Source organism: Verrucosispora sp. WMMA2044, from assembly GCF_027497155.1.
Taxonomy (GTDB): Bacteria; Actinomycetota; Actinomycetes; order Mycobacteriales; family Micromonosporaceae; genus Micromonospora; species Micromonospora palythoicola.
In genome coordinates this window covers 6212819-6234889 of record NZ_CP114913.1, presented here as the reverse complement: position 1 = coordinate 6234889, position 22071 = coordinate 6212819, and the positions used below count along the sequence as shown (strand labels likewise).

Below are 22071 nucleotides of genomic sequence, written 5' to 3'. Positions count from 1 at the left end.
GTTGTCCGGGAAAACGCTTGCCCGGTGCAACAACTTCATGATCGACCCGAGCGGGCGGGGGCAGGAGGGTGGGTGGGGGTGGGTGGGGGCGAGGGGGTGGGGGGGTGGGGGGGTGGGGGTGGGTTGTTAGAGGGTGCAGTTGATGAGGACGGGTTCGGGGTGGAGGGTTACGCCGAAGCGGGACTGGACGCCGTCGCGGATCTCGCGGGCCAGGGTGAGCAGGGCCCGGGTGCTGGCGGTGCCGGTCGGGTTGGTCAGGGCCAGGGTGTGCTTGGTGGAGATGGCGGTGCCCTCGGGGCCGGGATGTCCCTTGCCGAAACCAGCCTTGTCGATCAACCATGCGGCGCTGACCTTGACCAGGTCGTCGGCACCGGGCCAGGCCGGCGGCTCGCCCAGCCCGACGGCCCGCTGCCGCAGCTGCTCGTACGTCGCGGCGTCGAGGACCGGGTTGGTGAAGAACGAGCCGACGGAGCGGGTGTCCGGGTCGTCCGCGTCGAGCACCATGCCCTTGCCGGCGCGTAGTCGCAGCACCGTGGCCCGGGCCTGGGCCAGTGGCACCCGGTCACCGACCTCGACGCCGAGTGCCCGGGCCAGCTCCGCGTAGCGCACCGGGCCGGACAGCGGCGAACGGGCCAGCCGGAAGTCCACCGAGAGCACCACCCAGCGGTCGTTGTACTTGAAGACGCTGGACCGGTAGGCGAAACCGCAGTCCGTCGCCGCGACCTCCCCGACGGCTCCGGCCGTCCGGTCGTAGACCTGCACGGCGGTGATGGTCTCGGCGACCTCCTGCCCGTACGCCCCGACGTTCTGGATCGGGGTGGCACCGGTCGAGCCGGGAATGCCGGACAGGCACTCCAGCCCGGACCAGCCGTTGCGTACCGTCGCGGCGACCAGCTCGTCCCACGGCTCACCGGCCTCGACCCGGACCGTCACGGTCCGCTCGTCCTCGGCGAGCACCCGCAGCCCCCGGGAGCGGACGAGAACCACCGTGCCGGGAAAGCCACCGTCACCGATCACCACGTTGCTACCGCCGGCGATCAGGAGGATGTCGGTGCCCGCCTCGCGTACCCGGCTGACGATCTCGTCGGCATTGGTGGCGGTGACCACCTGGCCGGCCGGCCCACCCACGCACAATGTCGTGTATTGCGCCAGATCGTCCGTGCTGGCGGGTTGCGCGGCGGCTGTCGGCTGGGCGTAGACGTCAGACACGCCTCTCACCCTAGGCTGAGGGGTAGCCGTGGCACCCACTGGTGGCCCGGTCACCCCCGGGAGGATGGCAATGAGCAGATTGCACGGCAGCAAGGATTTCTGGATCGGTGCGCTGCGGGCGGAGGGCCCGGCGTTCGCCGCCGCGGTGGCCGAGGCACCGCCCGAGACACCCGTGCTGTCCTGCCCCGGCTGGACCGTGACCGACCTGACCCGTCATCTCGCCGGCATCTACCGGTGGGTGCACGAGGTGGCCGGTTCGGGCGATCCGGCGGCGCCGCGGCAGGGCCGGGCACAGCCGGTCGAGCCGGCGGAGGGCGTCACCGCCGTGCAGCAGTGGCAGCAGGCGTACGACGACCTGATGGCGCTCTTCGAGACCCTCGATCCGGAGGCGCCGGCATGGAACTGGGCCCCCCAGCCGAAGAAGGCCGGCTTCTGGCCGCGCCGGATGGCCCACGAGACGGCGGTGCACCGCTGGGACGCCCAACTCGCCATCGCCGCGGGTGAACCGATCGAGGCCAAGCTCGCGGCCGACGGGGTGAGCGAGGTGCTGGACACCTGGTTGCCGGCGGGCCGGCGCAGGTCGGGCGGCCCGTGGGCGGGCGTGGTCCGGTTGACCGCCACCGACGCCGACCACGAGTGGTATCTGCGGCTGCGCGGCGAGGGGGTCGCCCTGCTCGACACCGGCACCATCCTCGATCATGACGACCACCACGCCCGGGTGCAGGTCACCGGCACCGCGAGCGATCTGCTGCTGGCGCTCTGGGGACGGGTCAGCTTCGACACCCTGACCGTCTCCGGCGACCGCACCCTGCTCGACGGGGTCCGCACCGGCTGATCAGCACGTCCGTCCTGACGAGCGGCCCTCCGGTGCGACGAGGGTCGCTCGTGGCCATTCTGTGACCCCTCGCGAGAGAGCGCTCTCTTGACACCGGTCCGGGGCGGACCGCAGGCTACGTGAGAGCGCTCTCAGAGCCCTTCCACCACCACCCGACCTGAGAGGGGTCACCAAAAATGGGCACATTCCCGCGTCACCGCCTCGCGGCGGTCGCTCTGGCCGCCACCGGCGTCCTGCTCGTCACCGGCGGCTGCGGCGGCGGCGACGAGGCCGCCGGCGACGGCACGATAACGCTCACCGTCGACGTCTTCGGACAGTTCGGCTACGAGCAGCTCTACCAGCAGTACATGGACGCCAACCCGAACATCAAGATCGTCGAGCGGGGCACCGGCGGCAACCTCGACGAGTACTCGCCGAAGCTGACCCAGTGGCTCGCCGCTGGCAAGGGCGCCGGCGACGTCGTGGCCATCGAAGAGGGTCTGATGGTCGAGTACAAGGCCAACCCGGACAACTTCGTGAACCTGCTCGACCACGGCGCCGCCGACCTCAAGGGCAACTTCCTGGAGTGGAAGTGGAACCAGGGGCTCACCGCCGACGGCCAGAAGCTGATCGGGCTCGGCACCGACGTGGGCGGCATGGCGATGTGCTACCGCACCGACCTCTTCGACAAGGCCGGCCTGCCGACCGACCGGGAGCAGGTCTCCGCGCTCTGGCCGACCTGGGAGGACTACATCGCCACCGGCGAGAAGTTCAAGGCCGCCAACACCGGCGCCTCGTTCCTGGACGCGGCCACCAACACCTTCAACACCATCGTGCTCCAGACCGCCGGCAACGCGCAGGGCTACCACTACTACGACACCAGCGACAACCTGGTGGTGGACACCAACCCGGCGGTGAAGCAGGCCTGGGACATCACCATGAACATCGTCAACGCGGGTCTGTCCGGCAAGTACGGCTCCTGGTCGGAGGAGTGGGTCTCCGCCTTCAAGCAGGCCAAGTTCGCCACCATCGCCTGCCCCGCCTGGATGACCGGTGTGATCGAGGGCAACGCCGGGCCGGAGGCCAAGGGCAAGTGGGACATCGCCCGGGTGCCGGGCAACGGCGGCAACTGGGGCGGCTCGCACCTGGCCGTACCGCAGCAGAGCAAGCACAAGGACGAGGCGGTCAAGCTGGTCAAGTTCCTGACCAGCGCCGAGGGGCACATCGGCGCCTTCAAGGCCAAGGGCCCGCTGCCGTCCTCGCCGCAGGCGCTTGACGACCCGGCCATCACCGAGGCCACCAACGCGTACTTCTCCGACGCGCCCGTCGGCAGGATCTTCGGCGAGGGCGCGAAGACGCTGAAGCCGGTCTACATGGGGCCGAAGAACCAGGCCGTCCGCACCGAGGTGGAGAACGCGGTCCGCACCGTCGAGCTGGGCCAGCGCACCCCCGAGCAGGGCTGGCAGGACGCGGTCGACAACGCCAAGAAGGCCGCCGCCAAGTAACCGGCCCGAGGCCCCATCCCCGCCGTCGGTCCAGGCTCCGCCGTGATGCGCACGCGTCCGCGGCTCGCCCTGGACCGGCGCGGGGCGGGGGCGTGGAAAGGAGTCAACGGGTCATGGCGTTGCAGCTCGACGCGCGACCACCGGCCACACCGGCGCCGCGTGGCACCCGCCCGTCCCGGGCCGGCCGGCTCAGCCGGATCGACGCGAAGTACTCGCCCTACCTCTACATCGCCCCGTTCTTCGTGATCTTCGCGATCTTCGGGGCCTGGCCGCTGGCGTACACCTTCTGGGTCTCGCTGCACGACTGGGACCTGCTGGGCAGCAATCCCACCTTTGTCGGCGCGGACAACTACACCCGGCTGCTGGCGGACAGCGACTTCTGGCACTCGGTGGTCAACACCCTCGGCATCTTCGTCCTCAGCACGGTCCCGCAACTGCTCGCCGCGCTCTGGTTGGCGAACCTGCTCAACCGGCAGCTGCGGATGCGTACCGGTTGGCGGATGGCGGTGCTGGTGCCCAACGTCACGTCCACGGCCGCCGTGGCGATCGTGTTCGGCGTGCTGTTCGGCCGCGAGTTCGGCATGGTCAACTGGCTGCTCGACCTGGTCGGCGTCGACGGCATCGAGTGGAAGTCCAACCGGTTCGCCTCCTGGGTGGCCATCTCGACGATGGTCGACTGGCGCTGGACCGGCTACAACGCGTTGATCTTCCTGGCCGCCATGCAGGCCATTCCCCGCGACCTCTACGAGGCGGCGGCGATCGACGGCGCGAACCGGGCCCGGCAGTTCTGGACCATCACCGTGCCGCTGCTCAAACCGACGATCATCTTCTGCGTCATCATCTCCACGATCGGCGGGCTGCAACTGTTCACCGAGCCCCGGCTGTTCCACTCCGGCACCAACGCGATCCGGGGTGGGCCGATGCGCGAGTCGCAGACGATGACCATGTACATGTTCGAGAACGCCTTCGCGCCGTACTACAACTTCGGCTACGGGTCCGCGGTCGCCTGGCTGCTCTTCGCCCTGATCGCCATCGTCGCGGCGATCAACGTACTGATCATCCGCCGGCTGGGTGCCGGCGCCCGGCCGGACACCGGCAAGCGGAAGGGAGGCTCCCGGTGAGCGAGCGCAGTGAGCGAATCATTCAGCGCAGTGCCGTGGTGGCTCATCGCGACGCCGAGCGCAGCGAGGTGGCGCGATGAGCAGGTTGTGGCGGGCGAGCCCGCTGACGTACTTCGCACTCGTCGCCGCCGGCGTCCTGTCGGTCTTCCCGATCTACTGGATGTTCGTGGTGGCCAGCCGGTCGAGCGACGCGATGGGCCAACTGCCACCGCCGGTGACCCCCGGCGGCAACCTGGGTGCGAACATCGCCCGGCTGTTCGCCAACACCGACGCCTACTTCCTGACCGGCCTGATCAATTCGGCGATCGTCGCGATCACGGTCACCGTCTCCGTGGTGTTCTTCTCGACCCTCGCCGGGTTCGCCTTCGCCAAGTTGCGGTTCCGGGGCAGCAGCGCACTGCTGATGATCATCATTGCCACCATGATGGTGCCCACCCAGCTGGGCGTCATCCCGTTGTACATCCTGATGACGAAGCTGAACCTGAACGACCGGCTGCCGGCCGTGATCATGCCCGCCCTGGTCACCGGGTTCGGGGTGTTCATGATGCGGCAGTACGCCGGGCAGGCGGTCAGCAGTGAGCTGATCGAGGCCGCCCGGGTGGACGGTTGCGGCACCGCCCGCATCTACTGGAACGTGGTGGTGCCGGCACTGCGGCCGGCCGCCGCCGTACTCGGTCTGCTCACCTTCATGACCACCTGGAACGACTTCCTCTGGCCGTACGCGGTGCTCAACGACCCGGAGAATCCCACTGTGCAGCTATCGTTGCGGGCTCTGTCCGACGGCTACTACCAGGACATGTCCCAGGTCTTCACCGGCACGGCCATCGCCACGCTGCCCCTGCTGCTGGTATTCGTCCTGTTCGGCCGCCAGATCATCGGCGGGATCATGGAAGGTGCGGTCAAGGCGTGACTGAGTTGAGATTCCCGGACAACTTCCTCTGGGGTGCGGCCACCGCGGCGTACCAGATCGAGGGGGCGGCCCGCGACGACGGGCGCGGCCCGTCGATCTGGGACACCTTCAGCCGTACCCCGGGCAAGGTGCACGCCGGCCACACCGGTGACGTCGCCTGCGACCACTACCACCGGTACGCCGACGACGTCGCGCTGATGGCGGAGCTGGGGTTGCAGGCGTACCGGTTCTCGGTGTCCTGGCCCCGCATCCAGCCCGACGGCAGTGGCCCGGTCAACCCTCGTGGCCTGGACTTCTACGACCGACTGACGGACGCGCTGCTGGGCCGGGGCATCGACCCGATCGTCACGCTCTACCACTGGGACCTGCCGCAGACGCTGCAGGACCGGGGCGGTTGGACCAGCCGGGACACCGCCGAGCACTTCGCCACCTACGCCTCCGCCGTGTACGCCCGCCTGGGCGACCGGGTCGGCACCTGGACCACGCTCAACGAGCCGTGGTGCTCGGCGTACCTCGGGTACGGCAACGGCGTGCACGCCCCCGGCGTGCAGGACCCGGGTGCCGCCTTCAGCGCCGTCCATCACCTGCTGCTCGCGCACGGCCTGGCCGTACAGGCGCTGCGCGCGGCCGGCGCCGGCCGCGTCGGGGTCACGCTCAATCCCGCGGACGTACGCCCCGCCGACCCGAACAGCGCCGCCGACGCCGCGGCCGTACGTCTGGTCGACGGGCTGCACAACCGGATCTTCTTCGATCCGCTGCTGGTCGGCGGGTACCCGGACGACGTTCGCGAGCACGTGGCACGGTTCGTCGAACCCACCTTCGTCCGGGACGAGGACGAGAAGATCATCGCGGCGCCGATCGACCTGCTCGGGATCAACTACTACGCGCCGACCTACGTCGCCGGCCGGCCGGACGGTGCCGGCGGTGGCGGGGCGTACCCCGGCACCGAGGGGCAGGTGCAGTTCCTGGCACCGGTCGGACCGCTCACCGACATGGGTTGGATGATCGAGCCGGCCGGTCTGACCCGGCTGCTGGAGCGCATCGCCACCGACTACCCGGCGGTGCCGCTGCTGATCACCGAGAACGGCGCGGCGTTCCCGGACAAGACCGCCGACCCGACGACCCCGCTTCAGGACTCGGACCGGGTCGCCTACCTCGACGGTCACCTGCGGGCCGCGCACGAGGCCATCGCCCGGGGCGTCGACCTGCGCGGCTATCTCGTATGGTCATTGCTTGACAACTTCGAGTGGGCCGAGGGGTACCGTAAGCGTTTCGGCATCGTGCACGTCGACTACCTCACTCAGCGGCGTACACCGAAGTCCAGCGCCCGGTGGTACCAGGAGGTGATCTCCCGGAACGGGCTGTGACGAGGTGGTGATTTCTCCGATGACGGGGGCGCAGCGGCCCACTCTGGAAGCGGTGGCACGACGGGCCGGTGTGTCCCGGGCCACCGTCTCCCGGGTGGTCAACGGCTCGACCACGGTCGCCGAACCGATCCAGGAGGCGGTCCGTCTGGCGGTCGCCGAGCTTGGGTACGTGCCGAACCTGGCCGCACGGACCCTCGTCACCCAGCGGACCGACTCGATCGCCCTGGTGATGCCGGAGGAGGCCACCCGCGTCTTCTCCGACGACCAGGTCTTCCCGGGGATCATCCGCGGCGCCGCCCAGGAGTTGGAGGCCGCCGACAAGCAGCTGGTGCTGATGCTGGCCGGGTCGCCGGCCGGGCACGAGCGGGTCGCCCGGTACACCACCGGTCGACACGTCGACGGGGTGCTGTTCGCCTCGCTGCACGGGGCCGATCCGCTGCCCGCCCGGCTGGCCGCACTGGGCATCCCGGTGGTGTGCAGCGGCCGACCGCTCGACGGGGCGGAGGTGCCGTACATCGACGTCGACCAGGTCGGTGGGGTCACCCGCGCGGTACGGCACCTGATCGACAGCGGCCGACGTCGCATCGCCACCATCGCCGGCCCGCAGGACATGGTCGCCGGCATCGAGCGGCTGGCCGGGTACCGGGACACCGTGGTCGCCGCCGGGCTGCCCGAGATGGTGGCGGTGGGCGACTTCACCCGTGAGTCCGGCGCGGCGGCGATGCGCGAGCTGCTCGCCACCCACCCCGACCTGGACGCCGTCTTCGCCGCGTCGGACCTGATGGCACACGCCGCCCTGCGTACGCTGCGCGAGGCGGGACGGCGGGTGCCCGAGGACGTGGCGGTGATCGGCTTCGACGACATCGAGACCGCCGCGTACACCGATCCGCCGTTGACCACCGTCCGGCAGCCGATCGTGGAGCTGGGCCGGCAGGGCACCCGGCTGCTGCTCCGCCTCGCCGCCGGCGAACAGGTCGAGCCGGCACTCATCCTGCCCACCGAGCTGATCATCCGCGACTCCGCCTGAGTCCGCCCGACGGCGATGTACGGCGGGTGCGTGGGTACGTTTCTTGTCGCTGGGGCGACAAGAAACGTACCCAGCTTCGGGTTCAATTGATAGATGCGGATACCTGGAGACGACGCCGACGCGTTGCGGTGGTTGCTGTTCGAGCAGTCGGGGATCGTCAGCTGGGCGCAGGCCACCGCCGAACTGTCCCCGGCGAAGGTCCGGCACCTGCTGGCGACAGGGCGGTGGACCAGGGTGTGTCGGGGAATCCTGCGGGCCGCCTCGACCGATGAGCCGTACCGTCGAGAGCAGCACTGGTGGGTGGCGGTGTTGGCGGCCGGTCCGGGTGCGGTGCTGGCCGGGCTGGCGGCGGCGACAGCGGGCGGGCTACGCGGCAACTGGCGCCACGAGACCGTCGATGTGTTGGTCCCGCATCACCGACGTCGGGCAGACCTACTGCGTCGGTTGCCGCTCGGCCTGCCTGCGGTCCGGGTACGCCGGGCTCGGCAACTGTCGGACGAGGACCGGCAGCGTGGGCGGCCCGACCGCACGTCGATGGCACGGTCCCTGGTCGACGCGGCGCAGTGGGTGCGTACCGACGCCGAGGCGCAACAGATCCTCGCGGCCGGCTGCCAGCAGCGGCGGGCGACCCCGGCGGAGATCGGCGCGGTCCTCGCCCGATTGCCCCAGGCCCGGCGGCGCGTCCTGATCCGACAGACGCTGCACGACATCGCCGGTGGTGCGGAGGCGCTCTCCGAGATCGACCTGGTACGGCTCTGCCGACGCCACCATCTGCCGGCACCGACCGCCCAGCAGCGACGCCGCGACGCCGACGGACGGATCCGCTACCTGGATGCCTACTGGCCACAGTGGCGGCTGCACGTGGAGGTCGACGGCGCGCACCACATGGACGCCCGGCACTGGGCGGCGGACCTGCGCCGACAGAACCGGATCTGGATCGACGGCGATCGCATCCTCCGGTTCACCGCCTTCGACGTCCGCCATCGCCCCGACGATGTCGCCGCCCAACTCCGCGCCGCCCTGACCGCCGCTGGCTGGCGAGGCTGAGCGTGGGTACGTTTCTTGTCGCTGGGGCAACAGGAAACGTACCCACCGTCCCGGTGTCGCGCGGCGGAGATGGGGGCGGAAAAGCGGGCGCGGAGGTCGGTCGGGCTTGGTTAACCTGCCGCGCATGTCTGCACCGTCCGCGCTGATCCGTCCGACACACCCTGACGACGCACCAGCCGTGGTGGCGTTGCGTACGCTCGTGTTTCCTTTCTTGATCCGTGGGGTCTCGTCCACCCGGCAGCTCATCTCGACGCCACCGGCGGAGCAGCACTGGGGCGGTTTCGTCGCCGAGGTCGACGGGCAGGTCGTCGGTTGGGTGTCGGCGTCCCGCAACACCAACACGAGCGCTGCGGTCGGCGAGGTGTCCCTGCTGCACGTACATCCCGACCAGCGGCGACGCGGAATCGGCGGGGCACTGCTGAGCCGGGCGCTGGAGCACCTCGCGCCGCTCGACCTGATCCGGCTACGTGGGCGGGCGCTGCCGGAGTCGTTGCCGTTCGCCCGCCGGCACGGCTTCATCCCGAGTCGCCAGGAGCGCTTCTCGGCCCTGGAGCTGCGCGCGCTGCCGCCGCTGCCGGCGGCCCCGGACGACGTCCGGCTGGTCCCGCTGGCCGGGGTCGACAGTCGCCAGGTCCACCAAGTGGAGGTGCTGGCCAGCGCCGACGAGCCGGGCGACGTGGCCTCCGACGCGATCAGCTACGCCACCTGGTGCGCCGACACCTGGGACAACGTCGGGCTGGACCGGGAGGCCAGCATGGGCGTCGAGGTGGATGGCGAGCTGGTCGCGATCAGCCTGGTGAAGCGGGACGGCGCGCGGATGTGGTCGGACTACACCGGCACCGTGCCGCAGCACCGGGGACGCGGGTTGGCCCGGCTGGTGAAGCTGGCCGCGCTGCACCGGGCGGCGGCGCGCGGCGTCACCGTCGCGTACACCGGGAACGACGCGGCGAACGCGCCGATGCTGGCGGTCAACGACCGGCTCGGCTACCGACGGGTGGCCAGCCAGTGGTCCTGCGTACGCGAGCTGCGCCCCGGCGGCTAACCCTCCGCGTACACCCGCTCGGCGATGGCGTGGGTGTCGGCGCCAAACAGCACCAGCCGGGCCTCGGTGATTGTCGTCGGCGTCGCCGAGCGCAGCACCGACAGGGCCTGACGCACGGCGTCCTCGACCGGCCAGCCGTAGACCCCGGCGGAGATCAGCGGGAAGGCGATGCTTGCCGCGCCCAGTTCGTCGGCGACGGCGAGGCTGTTGGTGTAGCAGCCACGCAGCAGTGCGGTGCGGTCCTCGGTGTCCGACCAGACCGGGCCGACCGTGTGCACCACCCAGCGGGCCGGCAGCTCACCGGCGGTGGTGGCCACCGCCTGCCCGGTCGGCAGGCCGCGCCCGTAGCGGGCGGCGCGCAGCGCGCGGCACTCCGCGAGGATCGCCGGTCCACCCCGGCGGTGGATCGCACCGTCGACTCCGCCGCCGCCCAGCAACGACGAGTTCGCGGCGTTGACCACCACGTCCACCCGCTCGCTGGTGATGTCTCCCTCGACCAGGGCGATGTCCATGTCAGCCCTCCGTGATGGGTTGGCCGAGCGAACGGCGGGCCAACAGGGTGGCACCGGCCACCGCGGCCGGCATCAGCAGTACGGCGCCGAGCGGGATCAGGAAACAGACGAAGACCGCGACCCCGAAGCCGAGTGCGGTGGGGCGGTCCGCCTTCAGCGCGGCGCGCCGGTGCGGCAGTCGCTTGCCGCGCCGGGAGAAGGGCGCGCCGGTCAGTTCCACGGCGAGCAGCCAGCCGCCCACCGCCGCGCCGATGACCGGCACCACGGTCTGGCCGACGAGCGGAATGAAGCCGGCGGCGAACAACGGCACACCGAACAGCGCCGCCAGGGCGACCAGGCGGAGCGAGTCGGCGGCGCTGCGCCGCAGCGACGGCCAGAACGGCACCTCGACCTCGTCTGGCGTACCGCCGTAGCGTCGCTCCACCCGCTCCGAGATCTTCTCGTAGAACGGATCGCCGATGACCAGGGTGACCGCCGTGAAGGTGAGGACGGTGAGCAGGCCACCGAGACCGAGGAAGGCCAGCCCGGCGACCACCCGGACCGCGCTGCGCGGCGTCGTCGCCCAGTCGTCGGCGAACGGGGTGGCCGCGGCGGCCAGGTCGTCGACGAAGAAGACCAGGAGAGCGTACGCGGTCAGGAAGATCGCCCCGGAGATCAGCGCCGGAATGACGCCGAGCAGCATCAGACCTGGGCTGCGTACGTACAGGCGGACGCCCCGCAGCAGGAGCGTGGCCCCGCCGAGGAAGCGGCGACCGGCGCCCACGGCGGTGGAGGGAAGCTCGGATGCGTGCACGCCCAGGAGCGTAGTCACTCGCCGACGCATCCACCGGTTGACGGATCACCGGAATCAACCGGAGCCGATCAAGATCACCTCCAGCCGGTCGATTCGTCGCCGGCCGCTCCTCGCCACCCTTGAGTGGTAGCCGAAAGCGACGGCGAGAGGCGGTTGCCATGCCGGTCATCGAGGTGACCAGCCTGCACAAGCGTTACGGCGAGACGGTGGCGGTGCGCGACATGTCGTTCGACGTCGAGGCCGGCGAGATCTTCGGCGTACTCGGCCCGAACGGTGCCGGTAAGACCACCACGGTGGAGTGCGTCGCCGGCTTGCGCGTCCCAGACGGGGGCGGGGTGTCGGTCCTCGGGCTCGACCCCCGCCGGGACGCCACCCGGTTGCGCCACCAGGTCGGGGTGCAACTTCAGGAGAGCCGACTGCCCGACCGGCTCCGGGTCGCTGAGGCGCTGACGCTCTACGCGTCGTTCTACCGCGAGCCGGCCGACCCGGCGCAGTTGCTCGACGAGTTGGGTCTCGACGGGAAGCGGGACACCCCGTACGAGAAGCTCTCCGGTGGCCAGAAGCAGCGGCTCTCCATCGCGTTGGCGCTCGTCGGCAACCCGCGGATCGCCATCCTGGACGAGCTGACCACCGGGCTGGATCCGCAGGCCCGCCGGGACACCTGGGGCCTGATCGAACGGGTCCGGGATCGCGGGGTGACCATCCTGCTGGTCACCCACTTCATGGAGGAGGCCGAACGGCTCTGCGACCGCTTGGCCGTGATCGACAAGGGGCGGGTGGTGGCCCTGGACAGCCCCGCCGGGCTGGTCTCGACCGTCACGCCCGAGCAGCGCATCCGGTTCCGCCCCTCAGCACCGTTCGACGACCGGCTGCTGACCGACCTGCCGCAGGTCACGGCCGTTACACGCAGCGGCAACCAGATCCTGGTGACCGGCACCGGCGAGGTGCTGCACGCGGTCACCTCGGTGCTCGCCCGCCACCAGATCGTCGCCGCCGACCTACGGCTGGAGCAGGCCACGCTCGACGACGCGTTCGTCGAGCTGACCGGGCGCCGGTTCGTCGACTGAAGGAGGACCCGATGCACGCCTTCCGCCAGATCCTCAGGACCGAGGCGAAGCTGCACCTGCGGGACATCCCGACGCTTGTGCTCACCATCGCCCTGCCGACCTTGATCCTGGTGGTGCTCGGGCTGATTCCCTCGCTCCGCGAGCCCAGTCCGGACCTCGGCAACCAGTCCTTCGTGACCTACTTCACCCCCTCACTGTTGGTGATCACACTGGCCATGGTCGGCATCAACGCCCTGCCCACCGTGCTGGCCACCTACCGGGAGCGCGGCATCCTGCGTCGGCTGGCCACCACACCGGCGAGTCCACTGGCACTGCTGGCCGCCCAACTCGTGCTTGCCCTGACGGGCATCCTGGTCAGCGCGGTGCTCCTCGCGGTGGTCGCCCGGCTGGCGTTCGACACCCCGTTGCCACAGCACCCGCTCGGGTTCGCGGCGGCACTCGTCCTGGGTACGGCCGCACTGCTCGCGGTGGGGCTGCTGGTGGCGGCGGTCGCGCCCACCGCCAAGTCGGCCCAGGCGCTGGCCGTACCGCTGTTCATCCTGGTCATGTTCCTCGGTGGGGTGTACCTGCCCCGGTTCCTGCTGCCCGACTTCCTGGCCGACGTCGGCGCCTACACGCCGCCCGGGATCCAGGCGCTGCTCGACGCCTGGACCGGCACCGCACCGCACCCGCTGCACCTGGGGATAATGGCCGTGATCGCCGTGGCGGCCGGTGCCGCAGCGGTGAAGCTGTTCCGCTGGGAGTGAGCGCATGATGGGCGGGGACGGGACGAGCGGCGGCGGGGACCGGACGGCTGGCCGCGACGACGCCCTGCCCACCCACGATCACCGACTGGCCAACTGGCGGGCGCGGGAGGCGCGGCTGCACCGCCTCCTGCCCTACGGCGGACTGCTCGTCGGCTCGCTGCTGGCCGCCTTCGCACCGGCACCGCGCGGGCTGCCGATGCTGCCCACCCTGGTCGTCGCCGGGTTGACCGCCTGCTGGGTCACCTGGTTCGTCATCCTGTCTCCGCGGTGGCCGGGACGACGGGGGTCGATGACGCTCTACTACGTCGGGCTGCTGGCCTTCGCCGCCGTCCTGGTGACCGCGAGCCCGTGGTACGGCTTCTTCGCCTGGGTCGGCTTCCTGCACGCCTTCCTGGTGCTCGACGGACGATGGCGCTTCGTCGGGATGGCCGCGACCGCCGTGCTGGTCGCCACCGCGCAGGGCGGCGGCCTGCCGTCCTCGTGGTCGAACTGGCCGCTGTGGCTGGTGCTGGTGCTTGTCAACCTGGCCCTGGCCGGTGCGGTGAGCTGGTTCAACCTTGTCGGCGAACGGGAGGACGCCAGGCGCAAGCGGCTGGTGGCGGAACTCGCCGCCACCAACCGCCAACTCGCCGAGACGATCCAGGAGAACGAGGGGCTGCACGCCCAACTCATCACCCAGGCGCGCGAAGCGGGGGTGCTGGACGAGCGGCAGCGGATGGCGCGGGAGATCCACGACACCCTGGCCCAGGGGCTGACCGGCATCATCACCCAACTGGAGGCGGCCGAGCAGACCCGCGACCGTTCCGCCGACTGGCGGCGGCACGTGGACAATGCGTTGGCACTGGCCCGGGAGAGCCTCACCGAGGCCCGCCGATCGGTCCGGGCGCTGCGCCCCGAGCCGCTGGAGACGGCCCGGCTGCCCGACGCGCTCGCCGAACTCGGTGACCGCTGGTCGGCCGTGCACGGGGTGACGGCCAGCGTCAGCACCACCGGGACGCCCCGCCCGCTGCACCCGGAGATCGAGGTGACGTTGCTGCGGGCGGCGCAGGAGGCATTGAGCAACGTGGCCCGACACGCTGCCGCTTCCCGGGTCGGGCTCACCCTGTCGTACATGTCGGACGTGGTGACCCTGGACGTCCGCGATGACGGAACGGGATTCGACCTGACCAGCCGCTCGGCAGTCCCGAACGAGAACGGCAGCTACGGCCTCACCGCGATGCGGCAGCGGGTCAACCGGGTCGGTGGCCAGTTGGCCGTCGAGTCCGAACCGGGGGGCGGCACCGCCGTCTCGGCCTCCGTACCGGCCCTGCCCGGAGCCGCCGCATGACCGATCCGGTGCGCCTGCTCATCGTCGACGATCACCCGGTGGTGCGCGACGGGCTGCGCGGCATGTTCGCCGGTGACCCCGGGTTCGAGGTGGTCGGCGAGGCGGCGGACGGCGCCGAGGCCCTGACGATGGCCGCCCGCAGCCGCCCCGACGTGGTGCTGATGGACCTGCGGATGCCGGGGATGGACGGGGTGACCGCGATCGGCCGCCTGGTCGAGGCCGACAGCCCGGCGAAGGTGCTGGTACTGACCACGTACGACACCGACGCGGACGTGCTCCCGGCAATCGAGGCCGGTGCCACCGGCTATCTGCTCAAGGACGCGCCCCGCGACGAACTGGTCCGGGCGGTACGCGCCGCCGCCCGAGGGGAGTCGGTGCTCTCGCCAAGCGTGGCCGGCCGGCTGATGGGTCGCCTGCGGACGCCACGTCGGCCAGCAGAGGAACCGCTGAGCCAACGCGAGTTGGAGGTGCTCACCCTGGTGGCCCGGGGCTCGTCCAACCGCGAGGCCGCCGCGCGCCTGTTCATCAGCGAGGCCACGGTGAAGACCCACCTGCTGCACGTCTACGCCAAGCTCGGGGTCAACGACCGGGCCGCCGCGGTCGCGGTCGCGTACGACCGGGGGTTGTTGACCCCCGGTGGACGGTGAGCGTCGGTGCGGGCGTCGCGGTTGCTCTCCCTGCTGCTGTTGTTGCAGGCCCGTGAGGTGTTGACGGCGGCCGAGCTGGCCCGCGAGCTGGAGGTGTCCGAGCGGACGGTCTACCGGGACGTGCTGGCGCTCTCCGCCGCCGGCGTGCCGATCTACGCCGACCGGGGGCGGGCCGGCGGCTACCGGCTGCTGGGCGGCTTCCGGACCCGGCTGACCGGCATGACCCGGGACGAGGCGGAGGCCCTGTTCCTGGCCGGGCTGCCCGGCCCGGCCGGTGACATGGGGTTGGCCGACGCGGTGGCGGCGGCGGAACTGAAGGTTCTCGCGGCACTACCGCCGAGCCTGCGCGACGCCCCGGCACGCACCGGCCAGCGGTTCCATCTGGACGTGCCGGGCTGGTACCGCGAGACCGCACCGCCGCGGTGGTTGGCCGAGCTGGCCGGCGCGGTCTGGCGGGACCGGGTGGTGACCCTGCGCTACCGGCGCGGGGAACACGAGGTCGTCCGTCGGGTCTGCCCGTACGGCCTGGTCCTCAAGAGCGGTACCTGGTATCTGGTGGGTCGGGTCGGCGAGGACGTGCGCACCTACCGGGTGGATCGGGTCACCGCGGTCGAGTCACACGAGGAGGGCTTCGACCGGGATCCGGGATTCGACCTGGCCGGCCACTGGCGGGCGCGGGCTGAGGAGTTCCTGCGCGGCATGCTGCGGGCCGAGGTCACGATCCGGCTGAGCCCCGCCGGCCTGCGCCGGCTCCGGCACCTCGCCGAGTTCCCGTTCGGGTACGAGGCGGCGGTCGCCGCCGCGGACGAACCCGACGGGCAGGGCTGGGTACGGACCCGCCTGCCCGTCGAGTCCGTCGACGTGGCCTACACCCAACTCCTCGCGCTGGGGCCGGAGGTGGAGGTGATCGAGCCAGCGGAGTTACGGGCGCGGCTGGCCGAGGCGGCCATCAGGGCCGCCACGCTGTACTCCGCCGAGGACCGGTCTCCCGACCGGCCGGCGTAGTACGGCCGGGCGGGAGAGTGCCGGTCGGTCCGCTCAGACGGGCGGACACCGGGGGCGGGAGGATCAGCGGTAGCCGGTGACGTCGGCGGGTCTGCCGGCGTCGACCACCTCACTGATGTAGCGGAAGGCGTCCGGCTGGGAGCCGTCGACGTCGGTGAAGCCGTACACCTGGGCCAGTTCCCCGGCGGAGACGGACCGGCCGCTCCAGCGCGCCCGGTCCGGGTCGGCGGCGAGCGCGGCGACCGCCCGGCCGACGAACGCCGGGGTCTCCGAGATGAGGAAGTGCGGGTCCTTGGCCGCGCCGTCGCGCCAGTTGGCCTCGGTGACGCCGAAGTGCTCCAACATCGCCTCGGAACGGATCCAGCCCGGAGTGAGCGCGACCGCCGTTCCGCCGTGCGGCCTGACTTCGTGGGCCCAGCTGAAGGCGAGCCGGTTGACCGAGGTCTTGGCCAGGTCGTAGAAGACCGAGAGCCGGTAGTTCTCGTCGTTGTACGCCTTCGTGCCGTCACCGATCTCGACCACCAGGCCACCGGGGCGGCGGATCAGCAGCGGCAACGCGAAGTGACTGGTGATCACGTGCGTGTCGACGGCCAGCCGCAGGGTGCGGAAGCCGGCGTCGAGTGGCTGCTCCCACACCGGCTTCTCCCAGGTGATCAGCGGATCGGCCCCCCACACGTCGTTGACCAGCACGTCGAGCCGGCCCTGCTCGGCGTCGATCCGGGCGACCAGGTCCCGCACCTCGTCGGGCACCAGGTGGTCGACCCGGACCGGGATGCCGGTGCCGCCGGCCGCGGTGACCAGTTCGGCGGTCTCCTCGATGGTTTCCGGGCGGTCCAGTTCGGAGCGGCCCGCGCGGCTGCTGCGGCCGGTCGCGTACACGGTGGCTCCCGCGGCGCCGAGTTGCACGGCGATCTGCCGGCCGGCGCCCCGGGTGGCACCGGCGACGAGCGCGACCGTTTCGATGAGCGGTTTCGTCATGCGTCTCACGCTGCCAGCAATACCTGCCACCTGGTGGCAGGTATTCGCGACTACGGCTGTGACCCACGCGACGCGGTATGTCGGGCCTTCCCGCGCGCCGGACGTCACGGCATGCCGCATGTCGCGCCGTCCCGCGCGCCGGATGCCGCGACATGCCGCATCCCACGGGCGGCGGGCGGCGGGCGCCCACGTCAGGGGGCAGGCGGCAGGCTAGCCGTTGAGGAAGTCGGCGATGCGGCGGCGCAGGTCGGCGCGTTCCGTCCAGAGCACCCCGGGACGGTCGTAGCGGTGCAGGGTGGCCCGGGGCAGCACGGCGGCGAGCTGTTCGGCCACCTCCACCGGGTGCAGCTCGTCGCCCTCGGCGGCGATGACAAGCGCCGGCGCGGTCACCCGGGCGAGCACGCCGGCGTCGGGCAGCGGGGCCTGCTCCGGCAGCTCGACAAGCCCGGCGGCGAGGCCGTCACGCAGCAGGTGGTCCAGCCGTTGCCGCAGGTAGGCCCAGCCGGCCGGCGTGTTGCGTACGGCCGGTGGCAGCTCGGTGGAGACGACCTCCGCCGCCGCCGAGGCGTCCCCACTCTCCACCGCCGACAACAGCTCGGTCAGCCGGGCTCGGGCGAGCGGTCCGCGTGGCCGGTCGAGCGCGGCGGGCAGGAAGAAGACCAGCCGCTCGAACCGTTCCGGGCTCTCGGCGAGCAGCCGGCACAGCGCACCGCCACCCAGGCTGGCCCCGAAGGCGCGGGTGGCACCGCTGAGGTCGGCGATCGCCCGCAGGTCGCGGGCCAGGTCCAGATAGCTCCACGGCCCGTCGGGCGCGTCGGAACGGCCATGGCCACGGAACTGGAAGAAGACCCGGCGACCGGTGACGCCGCTGCCGAAGGGTCGGGTGGTGGCGATGCCGTTGGCCAGCCCGTGCGCGAAGACGGTGACCGGGTCACCGACGCCGGTGACCAGCCGCTCCAGTCGTACGCCGTGCGGGGTGGCGACCAGTTCGGTCTCCGGGTCGGGCAACGGCGGCCGGCCGCTGCGCGGGGCACCCGGGCCGGGCCCCCAGGTGCGCGGTCCACCGTCCGGTGGTGGTGGCCAGCGGAAAGCTCTCACCAGGACCCTCTGTTGTCGCCCAGGTCACGTAGCCCGACCCGGACGTCGAGCAGGTAGATCAGCGCCGCCGCCACCCCGATCAGCCCGAAGATGCTGAGGGTGGAGCGGGTGAGCAGGGTGAGCAGGAGAGTGACCGCCAGGATCGCGATCCAGCCGCCCTTCGGCAGGGTCCCGATGGCCGGGAACGCATCGGAACGTTGCGTCACGGCGTGCACGAGAGCCACCCCCTGCACGACAAGCGCGAAGACGAACAGGATCAGCTCGATCACGTAGCGGACGTCGAAGACGAAGATCGGCGCGGCGTTGGCCATGACGGCAAGCTTATGCCGGCGACCCCGGGTCCGTGGCGACAGGACGGTCCCGGGGTCGCCGGCTGCTGACTCACTGGCTCCGCTTGGCGCCCCGGGGGAGCTTCGCCGACGGGCTGTCGGTCCGCTTGGCGGCGATCTGCCGGGTGGTCGACTTCGCCCGGGTGGTCTTCTTCGCGGCAGCCGGCTTGGCCTCCACGATCTCGGCCACCTCGGCCGGGCTCGGCACCTCGGCCGCGGCGTCGGCCTGCTTGACGGCGGCCGGTGCGGTCTCCTCGGCGGGAGCGGCAGGCGCGGCGGCAACGCTGGCCTCGGTCGCCTCGATGTCGGTGTTCACCGTGTCGGCGACCTCCAGCACACCGGTGCCGACGACCCGCTCACCCCGCGCCACCAGCGCCCCGTACGCGGCCAGCGCCCGCTCCTGAGCGGCCTGGGCGCCGGCGACGACGGCGGCCGCGTTACGGGTGGCCAGCTCGCGCAGCCGGTCCAGATCGGCCGCCCCACGCAGCTTGTTCAGATCGGCCGTCTCGCGCAGCTTGTGCAGATCCGCCGCCTCGCGGAGCTTGGCCAGGTCGGCGTGCTCGCGCAGCCGGTTCAGGTCGGCCGCTGGCGCGGCCTTCTGCCGCAGCGACTCGGCCGTCCGGTTGGCGTTGCGCAGCGTGTCGTTGGCCTTCTGGCGCAGCTCGAAACCGGTGACGACGGCCTTGCCGCCGAGTTCGCTGACGACCCGGCCACCGTCGGCGACGGCACGGTCACGCAGCTCACCGACCACGGTGGGCAGTCTGCGCAGCTGCTGCAGGGCCAGTTCACCGGCGCCGGCCGCGGCGTAGATCGGGGCAGGGATGCGGTTGGTCTTCGGCTGGGTCATGACTACTTCTCCTCCTGGACCGCGGTCGCGGTCTTGCGGACCACCTTGCGGGCGGCCTTCCTGGCTGGGGTGCTGTTCGGAGCGGGCGCGGAACCCGCCTCGGTCACGGCGACCGATTCGAGCACCGCCTCGGTCGGGGTGCCCGCCGTGGTGGTGGGCCCGGTCGCGGCCAGATTCGCCACGTCGGGGGCGGTGACGTCAGCCGCGTCGGAGACGCCGGCCGCGCCGCTCGCGACGGAGCCGCCGGCCCGGTCGCCCGTGGTGGGCGCGTCGCCCTCGCCGCTCGCGCCGGTCATCGTCGCGGTTGCCTCGGCCAGCCGCGAGTTCTCCCGGCGGAATGTCTCATATATCTGGGTCAGGGACTGTTTCTGGGCCATCGTCAGGTCCGGGTCGACGGCGATGGCGGCCAGCACGCCCTGACCCTCCTTGTCGTCGAGCAGACCGGCCCGCAGGTACATCGCCGGAGTGGAGACCCGCAACGCGCTGGCGAGCTGCTGGAGCACCTCGGCGCTGGGCCGGCGCAGGCCTCGTTCGATCTGGCTGAGGTAGGGGTTGCTGACCCCCGCCTGCTCGGCCAGTTGCCGAAGCGAAATCTTCGCATTCCGCCGCAGGTCACGAATGAACCCGCCGACGTCGGGAAGGTCCTTGGGAGTGGCCATGATTCAACGCTAGCCCGCCCTGCTAGCAGCTGCAAGCAAAGTGCTAGCCGGAGTTAGCAACGTCTCATCACCCGCTTGCGAACCCCGCACGCCCGGTCGTACCGTCCTGCGGTGACCAAGATCCAGGTAAATGGAGCCCTGCTGGCGTACGACGAGGCCGGCACCGGATCGCCTGTCGTCCTGCTGCACGCTGGTATCGCCGACCGCCGTATGTGGCGGGACCAGATCGCACCGCTCGCGACCCGGCACCGGGTGATCACTGTCGACCTACGCGGTTACGGGGAGTCCGAGTTGCCGCCGAGCGCCTTCGCCCACCACGACGACGTGGTCGGCCTGCTCGACGCCCTCGGGTTGGCCAGCGCGGCCCTGGTCGGCTGCTCCTTCGGCGGGGCGGTGGCGATCGACACCGCGCTCGCCCACCCGCACCGGGTGAGCGCCCTCGCCCTGCTCGGCACCGCGGTGTCCGGTCACGAATGGTCGGAGCAGACGAACGAGCTGTGGGAGAACCTGGTCGGCGACGTCGACCCGGAGGACTTCGCCGCGACGGCCGCGGGTGAGGTGCGGTTCTGGGTGGTCGGTCCGGACCGCGAACCCGCTGACGTCGACCCGGAGTTGGTCGCCTTCGCCACCGAGATGGACGAACGGGCGCTCGCCGCCGAGCTGGCACTCAGCGCCGTGGACGTGGCCGAACTCGACCCGCCGGCCATCGGGCGACTGGCCGAGCTGACCATGCCCGTACTGGTCGCGGCCGGGGCGGCGGACGTGCCTGACATCCGTCACCTAGCCGATCGCATCGCGGCGGAGGCTCGACAGGCGGTGCGCCTACCCGACGTACCGAACGCCGCCCACCTACTCCCCCTCGAAAGCCCCACCCAGATCAACACCCCCCTCCTAACCTTCCTCCCCTAAACCACCCCACACCCCGACCACCCCGTCGATCTTGCACTTTTGGTCGCCCACATGCGCCTTTTAGCGCGCTTTGCGGGGACAGGAAGCGCAAGATCGACGAGATCCGGGGTGGGGTGGGTGGTTACCAGAGGGGGCGGGTGGCGCCTACGGGGAGGGCGCCACCGAAGATCGGTACTTCGGCGAACTCCGTGAGGACCGGGGCGTCGACGCCGAGTCGGCGCAGGGCCGAGACCAGGACCGGCATCCGGGCGCGGCCGGCGCCGTCGTCGATCTTCAGCGCGACGGCACCGACGTCGGGCAGCGCCGCGGCGATGACACCCTCCGCGCCGATCTTCGCCAGCAGTCCGGGTACGCCACGCATCAGTCGGGTGTCGTCCGCCTGCGTACCGCCGACCACCTCGGGGTGGGCCCGCATCGCGTCGGCTATCAGACCCGCTCCGCTGTCGCCCTCGGCGGCGACCATCCGCAGGAACGCCGTGGCCAGTCCGGTCAACGACGCGGACAGCACCGGAGCGCCGCAGCCGTCGACGCCGACGGCCACCGCCTCCTCGCCGGTGAACTCCTCCACCGTGTCACGCAGCCGGCGCTGCAGCGGGTGGTCGGCACGCCAGTAGCCCTCCATCGGCCAACCGGCGGACCGGCAGGTCAGCAGCATCCCGGCGTGCTTGCCGGAGCAGTTCATCTGGATCCGGCTCGGGCCGCCGCCGGCCCGCAGCACCGCCATCCGCGCGAGATCGCCGACCGGCAGATCCGGCGGGCAGTGCAGGTCGTCCCCGTCGAGACCGGCACCCGCGAGCAGCCCGGCGACCCGGGCCAGGTGGAACTCCTCCCCCGCGTGGCTGGCCGCGACGATGGCCAGGTCGGCGGGTTCGGTAAGCGACAGCCCGGCGCGGAGCATGCCGACCGCCTGCATCGGCTTGTTCGACGAGCGCGGGAAGATCGGCGAGGTGACGTCACCCGCGGCGGCCAGCGGTGCGCCGGTGCTGTCGAGCACCACCACCGAGCCACGGTGCACGCCCTCCACGAAACCGGACCGGACCACCTCGGCGAGCGGCACGCCGCCCTCGTACGTCTTTCCCACGACGTGGACGGTACCGAGGTGTCCGGCCGCG

Annotated in this window: 23 protein-coding genes; 14 read left to right on the top strand and 9 right to left on the bottom strand. The window is 71.5% G+C overall.

Annotated elements, in window-relative coordinates:
• Positions 1–126 precede the first annotated feature (126 nt).
• The gene (locus tag O3597_RS28270; protein ID WP_281602923.1) at positions 127–1209 is read right to left on the bottom strand and encodes a UDP-N-acetylmuramate dehydrogenase; all 1083 of its coding nucleotides are present in this window, start codon (positions 1207–1209) and stop codon (positions 127–129) included.
• 70 nt (positions 1210–1279) lie between these two features.
• Between O3597_RS28270 and O3597_RS28265 the strand changes: the two genes are divergently transcribed.
• The 8 genes from O3597_RS28265 (at position 1280) to O3597_RS28230 (ending at position 10042) form a co-directional block, all read left to right on the top strand.
• On the top strand, positions 1280–2044 hold the full coding sequence (locus tag O3597_RS28265) for a maleylpyruvate isomerase family mycothiol-dependent enzyme (protein ID WP_164448494.1): 765 nt from the start codon (positions 1280–1282) through the stop codon (positions 2042–2044).
• A gap of 176 nt (positions 2045–2220) precedes the next feature.
• Entirely contained in the window at positions 2221–3528 is a 1308-nt protein-coding gene (locus O3597_RS28260) for an extracellular solute-binding protein (RefSeq protein ID WP_281602922.1), read from the top strand.
• A gap of 113 nt (positions 3529–3641) precedes the next feature.
• The gene (locus O3597_RS28255) at positions 3642–4649 is read left to right on the top strand and encodes a sugar ABC transporter permease (RefSeq protein WP_281602921.1); all 1008 of its coding nucleotides are present in this window, start codon (positions 3642–3644) and stop codon (positions 4647–4649) included.
• A 76-nt stretch (positions 4650–4725) separates the two neighbouring features.
• Positions 4726–5559 carry a carbohydrate ABC transporter permease gene (locus O3597_RS28250; RefSeq protein WP_164448498.1) on the top strand — a complete coding sequence of 278 codons (834 nt, stop codon included), beginning with the start codon at positions 4726–4728 and terminating at the stop codon, positions 5557–5559.
• Positions 5556–6926, top strand: a complete 1371-nt coding sequence (locus O3597_RS28245; protein WP_164448499.1) for a GH1 family beta-glucosidase — start codon at positions 5556–5558, stop codon at positions 6924–6926. Before O3597_RS28250 ends, O3597_RS28245 begins: the two co-directional genes overlap by 4 nt.
• Before the next feature lie 19 nt (positions 6927–6945).
• Complete coding sequence (locus O3597_RS28240; RefSeq protein ID WP_164448500.1) at positions 6946–7953, top strand: LacI family DNA-binding transcriptional regulator; 1008 nt, start codon at positions 6946–6948, stop codon at positions 7951–7953.
• 93 nt (positions 7954–8046) lie between these two features.
• Positions 8047–9000, top strand: coding sequence for a DUF559 domain-containing protein (locus O3597_RS28235; protein ID WP_164448501.1), 954 nt, complete (start codon positions 8047–8049; stop codon positions 8998–9000).
• 124 nt (positions 9001–9124) lie between these two features.
• Positions 9125–10042, top strand: coding sequence for a GNAT family N-acetyltransferase (locus O3597_RS28230; RefSeq protein ID WP_281602920.1), 918 nt, complete (start codon positions 9125–9127; stop codon positions 10040–10042).
• Here O3597_RS28230 and O3597_RS28225 read toward each other — a convergent pair.
• On the bottom strand, positions 10039–10554 hold the full coding sequence (locus O3597_RS28225) for an O-acetyl-ADP-ribose deacetylase (RefSeq protein ID WP_281602919.1): 516 nt from the start codon (positions 10552–10554) through the stop codon (positions 10039–10041). The two genes, O3597_RS28230 and O3597_RS28225, sit on opposite strands and share 4 nt — an antisense overlap.
• Before the next feature lies 1 nt (position 10555).
• Positions 10556–11347 carry an EI24 domain-containing protein gene (locus tag O3597_RS28220; RefSeq protein WP_281602918.1) on the bottom strand — a complete coding sequence of 264 codons (792 nt, stop codon included), beginning with the start codon at positions 11345–11347 and terminating at the stop codon, positions 10556–10558.
• Positions 11348–11505: 158 nt separating this feature from the next.
• Here O3597_RS28220 and O3597_RS28215 point away from each other — a divergent pair, with 158 nt between their 5' ends.
• Genes O3597_RS28215 through O3597_RS28195 form a run of 5 tightly spaced genes read left to right on the top strand, consistent with a single transcriptional unit; the run spans position 11506 to position 16139 of the window.
• Positions 11506–12414: an ABC transporter ATP-binding protein gene (locus O3597_RS28215; protein ID WP_281602917.1), complete on the top strand. Its 909-nt coding sequence runs from the start codon at positions 11506–11508 to the stop codon at positions 12412–12414.
• A gap of 11 nt (positions 12415–12425) precedes the next feature.
• Positions 12426–13160 (top strand): ABC transporter permease, encoded by a 735-nt coding sequence (locus tag O3597_RS28210; protein WP_281602916.1) that lies wholly within the window; start codon positions 12426–12428, stop codon positions 13158–13160.
• Between the two features lie 4 nt (positions 13161–13164).
• Positions 13165–14487, top strand: a complete 1323-nt coding sequence (locus O3597_RS28205; protein WP_281602915.1) for a sensor histidine kinase — start codon at positions 13165–13167, stop codon at positions 14485–14487.
• Positions 14484–15134: a response regulator transcription factor gene (locus O3597_RS28200; protein WP_281602914.1), complete on the top strand. Its 651-nt coding sequence runs from the start codon at positions 14484–14486 to the stop codon at positions 15132–15134. Before O3597_RS28205 ends, O3597_RS28200 begins: the two co-directional genes overlap by 4 nt.
• 6 nt (positions 15135–15140) lie before the next feature.
• The gene (locus tag O3597_RS28195; RefSeq protein WP_164448508.1) at positions 15141–16139 is read left to right on the top strand and encodes a YafY family protein; all 999 of its coding nucleotides are present in this window, start codon (positions 15141–15143) and stop codon (positions 16137–16139) included.
• Between the two features lie 63 nt (positions 16140–16202).
• Here O3597_RS28195 and O3597_RS28190 read toward each other — a convergent pair whose 3' ends face one another.
• The 5 genes from O3597_RS28190 to O3597_RS28170 form a co-directional block, all read right to left on the bottom strand.
• The gene (locus tag O3597_RS28190) at positions 16203–17117 is read right to left on the bottom strand and encodes an SDR family oxidoreductase (protein ID WP_281602913.1); all 915 of its coding nucleotides are present in this window, start codon (positions 17115–17117) and stop codon (positions 16203–16205) included.
• 210 nt (positions 17118–17327) lie between these two features.
• Positions 17328–18215, bottom strand: a complete 888-nt coding sequence (locus tag O3597_RS28185) for an alpha/beta hydrolase (RefSeq protein WP_281602912.1) — start codon at positions 18213–18215, stop codon at positions 17328–17330.
• A complete protein-coding gene (locus tag O3597_RS28180; protein ID WP_164448510.1) occupies positions 18212–18526 on the bottom strand; it encodes a DUF2516 family protein in 315 nt (104 codons plus the stop codon). Before O3597_RS28180 ends, O3597_RS28185 begins: the two co-directional genes overlap by 4 nt.
• 70 nt (positions 18527–18596) lie before the next feature.
• Positions 18597–19391 carry a hypothetical protein gene (locus O3597_RS28175; RefSeq protein ID WP_281602911.1) on the bottom strand — a complete coding sequence of 265 codons (795 nt, stop codon included), beginning with the start codon at positions 19389–19391 and terminating at the stop codon, positions 18597–18599.
• Between the two features lie 2 nt (positions 19392–19393).
• Positions 19394–20050, bottom strand: a complete 657-nt coding sequence (locus tag O3597_RS28170; protein ID WP_164448512.1) for a helix-turn-helix transcriptional regulator — start codon at positions 20048–20050, stop codon at positions 19394–19396.
• A 111-nt stretch (positions 20051–20161) separates the two neighbouring features.
• On the opposite strand from O3597_RS28170, the gene O3597_RS28165 reads away from it, so the two are divergent.
• Positions 20162–20959: an alpha/beta hydrolase gene (locus O3597_RS28165; RefSeq protein ID WP_281602910.1), complete on the top strand. Its 798-nt coding sequence runs from the start codon at positions 20162–20164 to the stop codon at positions 20957–20959.
• A gap of 121 nt (positions 20960–21080) precedes the next feature.
• On the opposite strand, the gene O3597_RS28160 is transcribed toward O3597_RS28165, so the two are convergent.
• Positions 21081–22040 (bottom strand): asparaginase, encoded by a 960-nt coding sequence (locus O3597_RS28160; protein WP_281602909.1) that lies wholly within the window; start codon positions 22038–22040, stop codon positions 21081–21083.
• Between the last annotated feature and the right edge of the window lie 31 nt (positions 22041–22071).